Source organism: Bacillus sp. FSL M7-1020 (genome assembly GCF_038050415.1).
In the GTDB taxonomy this organism is placed as follows: domain Bacteria; phylum Bacillota; class Bacilli; order Bacillales; family Bacillaceae_G; genus Bacillus_A; species Bacillus_A toyonensis.
On the sequence record NZ_JBBOTW010000001.1, the window covers coordinates 4,669,819 to 4,683,404 of the forward strand.

General features: G+C 37.6%; 11 protein-coding genes and 1 pseudogene. All 12 read right to left on the minus strand.

Annotation, left to right across the window (positions count from 1 at the left end; all coding sequences use genetic code 11):
- Positions 1-13: 13 nt before the first annotated feature.
- Positions 14-472, minus strand: coding sequence for an NUDIX hydrolase (locus MHB70_RS24170; RefSeq protein ID WP_001190080.1), 459 nt, complete (start codon positions 470-472; stop codon positions 14-16).
- A 230-nt stretch (positions 473-702) separates the two neighbouring features.
- Complete coding sequence (locus MHB70_RS24175) at positions 703-1,509, minus strand: DUF368 domain-containing protein (protein ID WP_000455191.1); 807 nt, start codon at positions 1,507-1,509, stop codon at positions 703-705.
- A 162-nt stretch (positions 1,510-1,671) separates the two neighbouring features.
- Positions 1,672-2,628 (minus strand): thioredoxin-disulfide reductase, encoded by a 957-nt coding sequence (gene trxB, locus MHB70_RS24180; protein WP_001288066.1) that lies wholly within the window; start codon positions 2,626-2,628, stop codon positions 1,672-1,674.
- 85 nt (positions 2,629-2,713) lie between these two features.
- Positions 2,714-4,225: a tetratricopeptide repeat protein gene (locus tag MHB70_RS24185; protein ID WP_000517711.1), complete on the minus strand. Its 1,512-nt coding sequence runs from the start codon at positions 4,223-4,225 to the stop codon at positions 2,714-2,716.
- 145 nt (positions 4,226-4,370) lie between these two features.
- Positions 4,371-4,877, minus strand: coding sequence for an acyltransferase (locus tag MHB70_RS24190; protein WP_001255056.1), 507 nt, complete (start codon positions 4,875-4,877; stop codon positions 4,371-4,373).
- A 17-nt stretch (positions 4,878-4,894) separates the two neighbouring features.
- On the minus strand, positions 4,895-5,545 hold the full coding sequence (gene ppaX / locus MHB70_RS24195) for a pyrophosphatase PpaX (RefSeq protein ID WP_001166732.1): 651 nt from the start codon (positions 5,543-5,545) through the stop codon (positions 4,895-4,897).
- 67 nt (positions 5,546-5,612) lie between these two features.
- Positions 5,613-6,425 (minus strand): prolipoprotein diacylglyceryl transferase, encoded by an 813-nt coding sequence (gene lgt, locus MHB70_RS24200; RefSeq protein WP_000924230.1) that lies wholly within the window; start codon positions 6,423-6,425, stop codon positions 5,613-5,615.
- A 24-nt stretch (positions 6,426-6,449) separates the two neighbouring features.
- The gene (gene hprK, locus MHB70_RS24205; protein ID WP_001127251.1) at positions 6,450-7,379 is read right to left on the minus strand and encodes an HPr(Ser) kinase/phosphatase; all 930 of its coding nucleotides are present in this window, start codon (positions 7,377-7,379) and stop codon (positions 6,450-6,452) included.
- Between the two features lie 156 nt (positions 7,380-7,535).
- Positions 7,536-7,916, minus strand: coding sequence for a phage holin family protein (locus MHB70_RS24210; protein WP_001267312.1), 381 nt, complete (start codon positions 7,914-7,916; stop codon positions 7,536-7,538).
- Positions 7,917-8,030: 114 nt separating this feature from the next.
- A pseudogene (locus tag MHB70_RS24215) lies at positions 8,031-8,479 on the minus strand (DUF4275 family protein).
- Positions 8,480-8,538: 59 nt separating this feature from the next.
- On the minus strand, positions 8,539-11,409 hold the full coding sequence (uvrA, locus tag MHB70_RS24220) for an excinuclease ABC subunit UvrA (protein ID WP_000030985.1): 2,871 nt from the start codon (positions 11,407-11,409) through the stop codon (positions 8,539-8,541).
- A gap of 11 nt (positions 11,410-11,420) precedes the next feature.
- Positions 11,421-13,397 carry an excinuclease ABC subunit B gene (gene uvrB, locus MHB70_RS24225; protein ID WP_000401002.1) on the minus strand — a complete coding sequence of 659 codons (1,977 nt, stop codon included), beginning with the start codon at positions 13,395-13,397 and terminating at the stop codon, positions 11,421-11,423.
- Positions 13,398-13,586 lie beyond the last annotated feature (189 nt).

Sequence of the window (13,586 nt, forward strand, 5' to 3'; positions counted from 1 at the left end):
TCTCCTTGGCAATTTAACTCGGATCTAATCGATATGAAAGCAGCTCAAAATCTGGGGTATATACAAATGTACCGTAGATTATACCATTCCCTTTAATTAAATAATCAATAATGTGATAATCTCCTGGCGCCATTGCTAAATCATCAATCTTATCAAATGTATGCCAACCAATGATGCCTTCTTCGCTCTCTAGTTTGTTTTCTCCTGCAAAATCTGTCGCTAAAAAGGAGAACATCATCCATTCAGAAACAACTTTATCACCTTCTTGGATGACAAAGGTGAAGACCCCTTTTAACGCTGGGTTCTTTAAATAAATACCTGTTTCTTCACGATACTCGCGAACAACGGAATCTCTTACTGTCTCACCACGCTCCATCTTCCCGCCTGGTGCAACCCACCAATTTCGGCGAGGTTTTTGGAGTAAGAGTACTTCATTATCTCTAATTAACACACAGTTTGTCACTCTTTGCATGTTTCTTCACCTCAGCTACTTGCAGCAAAATTTATCACTGCATACTCATTTCATTATACTATCAAAAACAGTTTGCTACAACGAAGGAGCCAGTCCTCTTTCGCTAAACACATAGTCCTCAACAATTGTAAAAAAGCTTTCTATAACAAGCAATCTAAATGCTTGCAATTACAATGAATCACACATAAAAATCCCCTTAACGATTTTTATCGCTAAGGGGATTACATTCTTTATTTCTTACCGAAATAAGTAACAATCGTAAATCCTAAAATGAAGGTAATGATCGAACTTACAATTGAAAATCCGCCAGTTGGAATACCAGGGAAAACAATTACAATCGAACCGATAACAAGTCCAATAATTACTGCAAATGTCATATTTTTATAACGATCTAATAAAAAGCTAATTCCTTTACTACTTACAACAAATCCGACCATAACACCAGCACCAATAACCATAATTAATGGTAAATTAAGTGTAGTTAAAGCGTTAATTGCCGTTGGATAAACACCAATAATTAATAAAATAAACGATCCGCTAATTCCAGGAAGGAGCATAGCCATACTAGCCATCCATCCTGCGAAAAATAAACCGATTGCATTTAAAATTGTTAACGTCGTAATTGGATCTGCTGCCTTATCTGGCTTAAAGAACGCTGTTATCGCAACAAGAATAGCTGCAATTATTAATAAAGCGATGTGCTTACCTTTAAACGTCGCCTTTGCATCAGCTTCTCTCATTAACATCGGTAATATACTAATAATTAAACCGAGGAAGAAAAATTGAGTCGGTTCATAATGATTTGCAAGTAAATATTTAATAACGTGACTTAACGTTAAAAACGCTGCCGCCACACCAGCTGCAAGGGGAATTAAAAATCCTAAATGTTTTTTCCATTCACGACTAAAGAACCCGCTAATTGCCGCAAGCAATTGTTCATAAATCCCTAACACTACAGCGATTGTACCGCCGCTCACACCAGGAATTAAATCACTAACTCCCATACAAAATCCACGATATATATTACGCCATTCCATACTGAATAAATTCCTCATTTCTTATAGTGATTTTTTCCGTAAAGTCCAGTATATCAATAAGAAAGCTTATAATCCTAATTGTTTTTGACAAAACTTTGACATTTTTACATAAAAAAAGAAAGCTCCTATCGGTAGCTTTCTTCTCAAAAGGAGTATTACCCCTTATTTTTCTGTTACAGTTTTTAATTCCTCTAATAATTCTTCTACGTAATGTTGTGCACTTTGTGCAGCAATACTACCGTCACCTGTTGCCGTTACAATTTGACGAAGCATTTTTTCACGAACATCACCTGCTGCGAAAATACCAGGAACTTTCGTTTCCATACGCTCGTTCGTTTCAAGGTAACCATTTTCATTTGTAATACCTAGTTCAACAAATGGTTTTGATAAAGGTAACATACCGATGTATACGAAAACGCCATCAGTTTTTACTTCTTTCTCTTCTCCACTATTTACGTCTACAAGTGTTACACTTCCTACTTTACCATTTGCATCATTAATTTCTTTTATAGTGTGATTCCAAATGAAATCCACTTTCTCGTTTTGGAATGCACGATCTTGTAAAATTTTCTGTGCACGAAGAGTATCACGACGGTGAACGATTGTTACTTTTGATGCGAAGCGCGTTAAGAACACACCCTCTTCAACAGCTGAATCTCCGCCTCCAATAACAACGAGTTCTTTTCCTTTAAAGAATGCCCCATCACATACTGCACAATATGATACACCGCGGCCGCCAAGCTCTGTTTCACCTGGCACACCAATTTTTTTATATTCTGCACCGCTTGCAACGATAATTGCACGTGCTTTATATTCTTTTTTACCAGCAATAATTGTTTTATATTCTTTACCATCGATGACTGCTTTCACATCACCATATGCATATTCAGCACCAAATTTCTTCGCATGCTCGAACATTTTATTTGATAAGTCCGGTCCTAAAATAGACTCATAACCTGGATAATTTTCTACATCTTCTGTGTTTGCCATTTGGCCACCTGGAATACCACGCTCAAGCATTAATGTGCTTAAATTCGCACGAGATGTATATACTGCAGCTGTCATACCAGCTGGTCCTGCACCAATAATAATGACATCATAAATTTTTTCTTCTGACACACCATTCACTCCTATCCATTCCTACACAATTAAGTTACCCTCATTATACTGTTAGCATCATTTTTTTCCCAATGATTTGCTTATACTATGTGTGCGTACGCTTAACAGCTTGCACATACTTTCGAACAGTCGCTACAGATACATTATATACATCTCCAAGCTCCGACTGTGTCATCTTATTTCCTTGTTCGCCGCGCACAATATATTCAATTGCCGCCGACCAACCGTACACGTTTGTAAAAACAGACCCGGATGTATATAAACGTATGAACGTACAAAACCAAAAGTGTAAACACTCTTCGATTAGTTCATCGTCCTTTTTCGTATAATTATATAATGCGTCCGCGATTCGCGCGCATTGTTCAAATTGCTGTAAATCAGCAGGAATACCTTTATGACTATTAAGTAAAAAGAAATACTTTGCAAGTTGCGATACAATTGGAACACCATTTTTCACTTGCGTTACATCAAAAAAGAATCCGACCTTCTCTGGTGTTGACAATTCATTCATTAAATATAAAGCTAGCATTTGCTCCTCTAGCGTCGCACTTTGCTGAAATGACTTTTGTAATTCTTCAAACAACACGTTTTGCCCTTCATCCGCTAAATTTAGTGCGTTCCACGGCTCTTTTCCTTTTTTATCAGGGTGCAATTCTACTACATGTTGCCACATTTTTTCAGCTACTTGCTGATTTTTCACCATATACGCAGAATACGCAAACCAATAATAAAAACTTACGTCTCCCTCATATCCTTGACGCTTTAATACTTTGAACCACTTATATGCATGCTCGAAATAACCAATTGTTGCAAGGGTCGTTCCAAGTTTCAAACGATGTTCAAATGAAATCGGATATACTGAAACTAGCTGTCCCGCTAATGCTTCTACTTGTTTATGTTCCCCAATTGAATATAGAAAAATAAGCGTATTACAAAGCGCATGTATATTACCAGGATTTTTCTCTAAAATCATTTCCGTTAATTTCAACGCTTTGTCTACATTACCAGATTGAAAATGTGCGATGGCTAAATTATTATGACCCGACCAAAATTCCGGATAATCTTTCGTAACAATTTCTAATGTAGCAATTGCTTCTTCTAATTGTCCATTACGAATATAACGATTTGCCTCTTCTTGCATAACAATTAAATCATCTTCATCCTCAATCTCTTCCGCACCCATTGCTTCTTCTTCCATAATCTCAAGCAATTCTAATGTATCTTCTACAAATTCCTTCTCTTTCGCAACTTCTAAATATCGATCCGCATACTTCTTCGCTTGTTGAAATAAACCCATATATGCATAATTATTTGCAATAAAATAATAGCATTGTTCAAGTTCAGGGTTGGATCTAGCAAGCTTTAGAAATATCTGATTCGACTCTTGGTATTCACCAGCCTCAGATAACGCTATTGCTAATTGGCATAAAATAAACGGCTCCTTCTCGCTTTGTGCCGCTCTTCGAAAATATTTAATTGCATCTTGCAATTTTTGCCCTTTGTAAGCCCTCATCCCTTTTTTATAAAAGAAGTCCGCTAATTGGTTAAAAGAGATAACTTGTCCGTTCTCCTTATATATCCTTTGATTTTTCCCCATATATCCTCCAGTTTTTTGTTTTCTTCGCTCACACATTCTTCTATCTATAAGTATAAACGATTCCGTAAAAAACAAAACAGTATATTATACTCAATTATTTCCTTTTTATTCATAAAAAAAGAAAAGAAATGTTACATTTTTAGCATCAACCTTCTCGAGCCGCCATTTCCTCTTTCGTATAAATAATACGCATTGGATTTCCACCTACGAAAGCGCCGCTCGGTACATCTTTATGGACAAGTGTTCCAGCCGAAACAATGGCGCTATCTCCAATCCTTACCCCCGGTAAGATTGTCGTGTTCGCTCCAATCATCACTTCATTTCCTATGACAATCTCTCCAAGTCGATATTCACGAATCAAATATTCATGCGCTAAAAGCGTTGTATTGTATCCGATAATTGAATTGTCACCCACAGTGATTTTTTCGGGAAACATAATATCGGGCATAACCATAAGTGCAAATGATGTTTTTTCTCCTACTTTCATTCCTAAAAACGTACGATATAACCAATTCTTCACAGATAAAAATGGTGTGTAACGTGCAATTTGAATAATAATAAAGTTTTTCATTACCTTCCAAAAAGACACGGTTTTATACACATTCCATAATGAATTCTCTCCTGAAACAGGATAGCGCGTTGTCCGTCGCACTTAATCCTCTCCTCTACTTATGATCGGTTAATACCGGACAAAATCGGCAGTAAATCACTCATTTTATCTAGCATAAAGTCTGGTTTGTAAGATTCTAGATACGCTCTACCTTTCAACGTCCATGAAACCGCAGCTGTTTTCGTACCCGCATTTTGTCCGCCGACAATATCATGGTGATTATCCCCAACCATCACTGTTTCTCCTGGTTTCGCATTTAATAACTCGAGCGCTTTTTGAAGTGGTTCTGGATGTGGCTTCACATGTTCCACATCATCAATTGTCACGACAACATCAAAAAACTCATCAAGCTTTGACAACTTTAATCCCATCTCAACGGTTTGTCTCGCTTTCGTTGTAACAATACCAACTTTATAACCTTGTTTTTTCAACTCTTGAACTGTTTCGTATACAGTTTCATATTCTTCTACTAATTCATCATGATGCTCATGGTTAAATTGACGATAACATGTAATCATCTCTTCAACTTTATTTTCATCAATCTTGCTGAAAGTATCATGCAAAGATGGACCGATAAATGGCAGCACATCTTCACGCTTATATTGATCTGGATAATATGTATTTAAAGTGTGTAAAAAAGAAGAAATAATAAGTTCGTTTGTATTAATTAAAGTTCCATCTAAATCAAATAACACTGTATTTATTTGCATCGCCCTAGTCCTTTCGCTTTCCTGAATATGAAAGAAGCAGCATCTTATAATAAGATGCTACTTGTCTCTAATTTTCTGAATATCTTTTATCAGCTTGCCCCATTTTTCGTCTCACAATAATGAAAATAATAGAAATAACAACAAGTCCAATTGACATTACTTGTGCAATACGAAGTGGTCCTAGCATTAAACTATCTGTACGTAAGCCTTCTACGAAGAAGCGCCCTACTGAATACCAAATTAAATATGTAAAGAATAATTCCCCGCGTCGTAAATTCACTTTTCGTAGTGCGAGTAATAAAATGACACCTGCAAAATTCCATAATGATTCATATAAAAACGTCGGGTGATAATACACACCCTCGATATACATTTGATTAATAATGAAATCTGGTAAATGAAGACCTTCTAAAAACTGTCTCGTTACTTCATCACCATGCGCCTCTTGGTTCATAAAGTTTCCCCATCGGCCAATTGCTTGTCCTAATAAAATACTCGGCGCAGCAATATCCGCCAACTTCCAGAATGAAAGCCCGCGTCGTTTTGCAAAAAGAATACCTGTAATAACAGCCCCGATTAAACCACCATGAATCGCCAAGCCACCTTGACGAATATTAATAATTTGACTCGGATTTTGCGCGTAATATTCCCATTCAAAAATAACATAGTACATTCTCGCAAATAGAATAGCGATCGGTACTGCAATTAATACAAGGTCAACAAATGTATCTTTTGGAATACCTAGCCTTTCTCCCTCACGAGTTGCTAGCCAAAGACCTAATAGCACACCTGTACCGATAATAATCCCATACCAATAAACAGGAAACGGCCCAAGTTGGATGGCTACGCGGTCAAGCTGTGGTACAGAACCTAACAGCATATGTATGACCTCCCTCTCCAATGTTTACTCCTGATTCCCTAACTCAATCGCACTCATTAATCGTTCAGAAAACTGTTGTGCCGCATTCACTCCCATACGTTTTAAACGGAAGTTCATTGCTGCTACTTCAATAATAACAGCCAAGTTTCGACCAGGGCGAACTGGAAGTGTAATCTTCGTAAGTTCTGTATCAATAATCTTCATCTTCTCTTCATCAAGACCTAAGCGATCATAATTTTTCTTTTGATCCCAAATTTCAAGATTAATAACAAGTGTAATACGCTTATAATTTCGCACTGCCCCTGCACCGAATAACGTCATAACGTTAATAATGCCTAGACCACGAATTTCTAATAAATGCTCAATTAAATCTGGTGAGCTTCCTACTAATGTGTCTTCATCTTCTTGGCGAATTTCTACACTATCATCCGCAACAAGGCGATGGCCACGCTTCACAAGTTCAAGAGCTGTCTCACTTTTACCAACACCACTTTGACCTGTAATTAAAACACCAACACCGTAAATATCTACTAATACACCATGAACAGCAGTTGTTGGTGCTAACTTACCTTCTAAATAATTTGTTAAACGACTTGATAATCTCGTTGTCGTTTGAGAAGAACGTAATAAAGGCATGCCTGATTCACGTGATGCTTGTAATAACTCATCTGGTACATCTTGATTACGAGTTATAATAATACATGGCGTCTCCTCGGTACAAAGCGCTTTCATTCTCTCTTGTTTTTGCTCTGTCGTTAACGTATCAAAGAACGTAAGCTCCGTTTTTCCAAGAAGCTGCACGCGATCAGCTGGATAATATGTAAAGAATCCTGCCATTTCAATTCCAGGTCGTGATAAATCACTTGTATCAATCGGACGATGAATTCCTTCTTCACCACTTATTAACTCCAATTGAAATTGTTCAATTAAATCTTTTGTCCTTACTTTTGGCATATGTATAAACCTCCACTCCGCTGCGGGTTCAGTCTCGTTTGATGTAAAATTCCATTCTACCGGATATTGTACCATTTTTTTCTGGAAACAAGAAATACGGTTTCTCATAAATAGAAAAAAACATTTCATACGAATGATGAAATGTTTTTCTTTTTGTCATTTTCTCTTTTTTTCATATAACGGTTCAACAATTGCCTTTTCAATTATCATATTAAAAATAGAAATACAAATTGCCGCAATAATTGCTACGCCAAACCCTGTTATATTAAAAGCATCTCCTAATAATGAATCTGTTATTTTTAACGTAATCGCATTAATAACAATTAAGAAGAACCCGAACGTTACAACAGTAATTGGTAGCGTAATTAAAATTAAAAATGGTTTTACAAACACATTTAAAACCGCCAATATAATACTCGCAATAATTGCAGTTTGTATATTTGCTACGTAAAACGCGTCTGGTGCAATCCCTTTTAAAAGTCCCGATACAGCGATTAACACAACGCTATTTACAAGAAGTGATACAATCCATCTCATTTTCTTACACATCCTTTTGACATATATATTTCATCATACGCTAATAGACAATAAACGCAAGTATCATACAAACACGTATATCAACTTATTCTCCCCTTCATGCTTGTATACCTACTAACATCTCCTAGTAAAATAAGGACCACACCATCTATGTTCATGAGTTTTTACAAAAGTCCAAGTGAAATCTTTATCTACAATATATATATCACCTTTATACATATCATCTGTTTCACGTAATATATCATCCATACTTAATAAACTCGCATCTTTTATTAGTAGTACATCATTACAGTGTTGATAGAAGATACAGCACTCCTTTTTCACTTCATTATGAAACGCGTTCTCCGCTTCTTTCCCCTCTAAACACTTCTTCTTCTCATAACTAAATATGTGCCAAGATACCCACAGCCATACTTATCTCCATAAAGGAAAATGTCTTCTTTTTCTTCATCACTTAAATGGTTTGCAAAATGCTCCTCCCAGCGCTTGCGAAAATAAACACCCCAATTTTGAAACTCTCTTACCTTCATATTTTTCTTTCTTAAAATATCTATAAACTCCATTTTCTCCCCCTATGAACGAAAAACCGAGTGTCATTTCCACTCGGTTTTTCGTAATAAACTTATTGCGATAGCTCTACTTCTTTTATTTTCTCTTTCATTCTTGCTTTATCACGATTTAAAATCTCTTTTAAATACTTACCTGTATACGAGCGTTCTTCTTTTACTACTTGCTCTGGCGTTCCAGAAGCGACGATTTGTCCACCTTTGTCCCCGCCCTCTGGTCCAAGGTCAACGATATAATCAGCTGTTTTAATTACATCTAAATTATGTTCAATTACAAGTACCGTCTCACCACTCTCTACAAGACGTTGCAACACTTCTAGAAGACGTGCAATATCATGTGCATGTAAACCCGTCGTTGGTTCGTCTAAAATGTATAACGTACGCCCTGTAGAACGACGGTGTAATTCAGAGGCTAATTTCACGCGCTGTGCTTCACCACCTGATAACGTCGTTGCCGGCTGTCCTAATTTCATATAACCTAGCCCAACGTCTACAAGCGTTTGAAGTTTACGCTTAATTTTTGGGATATTAGCGAAGAACTCTACCCCATCTTCAATTGTCATTCCTAATACTTCAGAAATGTTCTTATCTTTATATTTCACTTCTAACGTTTCACGGTTGTAACGTTTACCATGACAAACTTCACACGGCACGTATACGTCTGGTAAGAAGTGCATTTCGATTTTAATAATTCCATCACCACGGCACGCTTCACAACGTCCGCCTTTCACATTAAAGCTAAAACGTCCTTTTTGATATCCGCGCACTTTCGCTTCATTCGTTTGAGCAAACACATCACGAATATCATCGAATACACCTGTATACGTCGCTGGGTTAGAACGTGGTGTACGACCGATTGGCGATTGATCAATATCAATTACTTTATCTAAATGCTCAAGACCTTTAATCTCTTTATGAGCACCTGGCTTCGCTTTCGCTTTATATAACTTTTGCGCTAACGATTTATATAATACTTCATTAATCATCGTACTTTTACCTGATCCAGATACACCCGTTACCGCTACAAACGTACCAAGTGGGAATGACATCTTCGCATTCTTTAAGTTATTCTCTTTTGCACCGACAATCTCCACTTTACGTCCGTCACCTTTACGTCTTTCAAGTGGAACTGGAATAAACTCTTTACCGCTTAAATATTTTCCTGTTAACGAATTCTCATCTTGCATAACTTCAGCTGGTGTACCTGCTGATACAACTTGACCACCATGAATACCTGCACCAGGTCCGATATCAAGTAAATAATCAGCAGCCATCATCGTATCTTCATCATGCTCAACAACAATTAACGTATTTCCTAAGTCACGCATTTCCTGCAATGTACGAATAAGACGATCATTATCGCGCTGATGTAAACCGATAGAAGGCTCATCAAGGATGTAAAGTACGCCAGTGAGTCGAGAACCAATTTGTGTTGCTAGGCGAATACGTTGTGCCTCACCACCTGATAAAGTACCAGCCGCACGACTTAACGTTAAATAATCTAAGCCAACGTTTACTAAGAAACCTACACGTTCTTGAATTTCTCTTAAAATTAAATGAGCAATTTTTTGTTGTTTCTCCGTTAACTCAACATTTGAGAAGAATTCCTGTACTTCTTGAACAGAATATTTCGTTACGTCAGCAATCGTTTTATCACCAACGAAAACAGCTAAACTCTCAGGCTTTAAGCGTCCGCCTTTACACTTCGGACAAGCTTGCTCCGCCATATATTTCTCCATTTGTTCACGAACATAATCAGAACTCGTCTCACGATAACGACGCTCTATATTCGGAATAACACCTTCAAATAAAATCTCATTTTCCTTTACTTGACCAAATTCATTTACATAGCGGAAATAAACTTTCTCTTCACCGCTCCCGTACAACACTTTATCAAATAAATCTTTCGGTATATCTTTCACAGACATATCCATGTCAACGCCGTAATGATTACACACAGATTGTAAAAGTTGTGGGTAATATTGTGAACTTGTCGGTTCCCAAGGAGCAATCGCATGTTCATTTAATGTTAAATCCCAGTTCGGAATGACAAGCTCTAAATCTACCTCTAACTTTGAGCCAAGTCCATCACAAGAAGGACATGCACCGAACGGACTGTTGAATGAGAACATACGTGGCTCTAATTCACCAATTGAAAAACCACAATGCGGACATGCATGATGTTCACTAAATAGAAGTTCCTCTTCTCCCATAACATCGATTAACACTCGTCCCCCGCCAAGCTTTAATGCACTTTCAAGAGAATCCGCAAGACGACTCGCAATTCCTTCCTTTACAACAATACGGTCAATTACAACTTCAATAGAATGCTTTTTATTTTTATCTAACGTAATCTCTTCTGACACATCTAGCATTTCACCATCAACACGTACACGAACATACCCTTGCTTCTTAATATCTTCAAGTACTTTCACATGTGCACCTTTACGTCCAGACACGATAGGAGCTAACACTTGTAATTTCGTACGTTCAGGATATTCAAGAACACGGTCTACCATCTGTTCCACTGTTTGTGATGTAATTTCAATTCCGTGATTTGGACAAATCGGCGTACCAATTCGTGCGAATAATAAACGTAAATAATCATAAATCTCCGTCACTGTCCCGACAGTTGAACGTGGATTACGACTCGTTGTTTTTTGATCAATCGAAATCGCTGGTGACAACCCTTCAATCGTATCGACATCCGGTTTATCCATTTGTCCTAAAAATTGGCGTGCATACGCAGATAACGATTCTACATATCTGCGCTGCCCTTCTGCATAAATTGTATCAAACGCTAATGATGATTTCCCTGAACCAGACAATCCCGTTACAACAACAAGCTGATTTCTCGGAATGGTTACATCAATATTTTTTAAGTTATGTGCTCTAGCACCTTTTACAACGATAAAATCCTTGCTCATGCTCACTCTTTTCACCCTTCCGCTTTTAATTCTAATAGTAAATCTCTTAATTCAGCTGCACGCTCGAAGTCTAACGCTTTTGCTGCTTCTTTCATCTCTGCTTCGATCTTAGCGATTGTTTTCTCACGTTCTTTCTTCGTCATCTTCTTAGCAGGAGTTGCTTCATATGTTTCCGGTTCTTCGGCCGCTGTCGTTGCACGGATTACATCACGAACGCCTTTTTGAATCGTTTTCGGCGTGATACCATGCTCTTCATTGTAAGCTTCTTGTATAGTACGACGACGCTGCGTTTCTTCAATTGCAATTCCCATCGATCTCGTTATGCGATCTGCGTACATAATAACGCGGCCGTTTTCATTACGCGCCGCACGACCAATCGTTTGAATTAACGAACGTTCTGAACGCAAGAATCCTTCCTTATCTGCATCTAAAATAGCTACAAGTGATACTTCTGGAATATCTAATCCTTCTCGTAATAAGTTAATACCGACAAGTACATCAAACTTACCAAGGCGAAGGTCACGGATAATTTCAATACGTTCTAACGTTTTAATTTCAGAGTGAAGATAGTTCACTTTAATTCCTACATCTTTTAAGTAATCCGTTAAATCCTCTGACATTTTTTTCGTTAAAGTCGTAATTAATACACGTTCATTTTTTGCAATGCGATCTTGAATTTCTCCTAATAAATCGTCAATTTGACCTTCAATTGGTCGTATATCAATTGGTGGATCTAAAAGCCCTGTTGGACGAATAATTTGTTCTATTACCTCCGGTGACTGCTCTAATTCGTATGGTCCTGGCGTTGCCGAAACGTAAATAACTTGATTCGTTTTCTCTTCAAACTCATCGAACGTGAGCGGTCTATTATCTAAAGCTGATGGCAGACGGAATCCATGATCCACAAGTACTTGCTTACGTGCTTGGTCCCCGTTATACATTGCTCTTACTTGCGGCACTGATACGTGCGACTCATCCATAACAATTAAGAAATCCTTCGGAAAATAGTCTAATAACGTATACGGCGTTGCACCCGCTGGACGAAGTGTTAAATGACGGGAATAGTTTTCAATCCCTGAACAAAAGCCCATCTCGCGCATCATTTCTAAATCATAACGTGTACGTTGCTCTATACGCTGCGCTTCTAACAACTTACCATTATCATTTAATTCTTTTAAACGCTCTTCTAATTCTTTTTCTATATTTTCAATAGCAACCTTCATTTTTTCTTCACGTGTAACGAAGTGAGATGCTGGGAAGATTGCTACATGATCACGTTCTGCTAATACTTCACCTGTTAACGCATTTACTTCACGAATACGATCGATTTCATCACCGAAAAATTCAATTCGAATACAATGCTCGTCAAGTGATGCCGGGAAGATTTCAACTACATCTCCGCGCACACGGAATGTCCCACGCTTGAAATCAATATCATTACGTCCGTACTGTACATCAACAAGTTCACGAAGCAATTGATTGCGGTCCTTTTCCATACCAACTCGAAGTGAAACAACTAACTCGCGGTATTCTTCCGGAGAACCTAAACCATATATACACGAAACACTCGCAACGATAATTACATCGTCCCGTTCAAATAATGCAGACGTTGCTGAGTGACGCAATTTATCGATTTCATCATTAATTTGCGCATCCTTTTCTATAAAAGTATCCGTTTGCGGTACATACGCTTCTGGCTGATAATAATCGTAATAACTAACAAAATATTCAACTGCATTATTCGGAAAAAAATCTTTCAGCTCACTATATAATTGTCCTGCTAACGTTTTATTATGAGCCATCACAAGTGTTGGCTTCTGTACTTCTTTAATGACATTTGAAATCGTAAATGTCTTACCCGTCCCTGTCGCTCCAAGCAACACTTGCTTTTTCTTTCCACTATCAAGTCCCTCTACAAGCTTCTCTATAGCTACCGGCTGATCACCTTGCGGGGAATACGCTGAGATAATTTCAAATTGATGTTCCAAGTAAAATCCGACCTCCTCATAAAAATCTGTATTATTATTTTACCACGAATGCCCATAAAAAACCTAAAAAAACGAACGGACATTCGGTAAAATTTTCGACAATATATATGGAAAAAGGAAGGATTTACACTAACTCCCTCATTAAAACCTCATTTTAAAGAGACATATAAAACTAGCTCTTTTCCTACT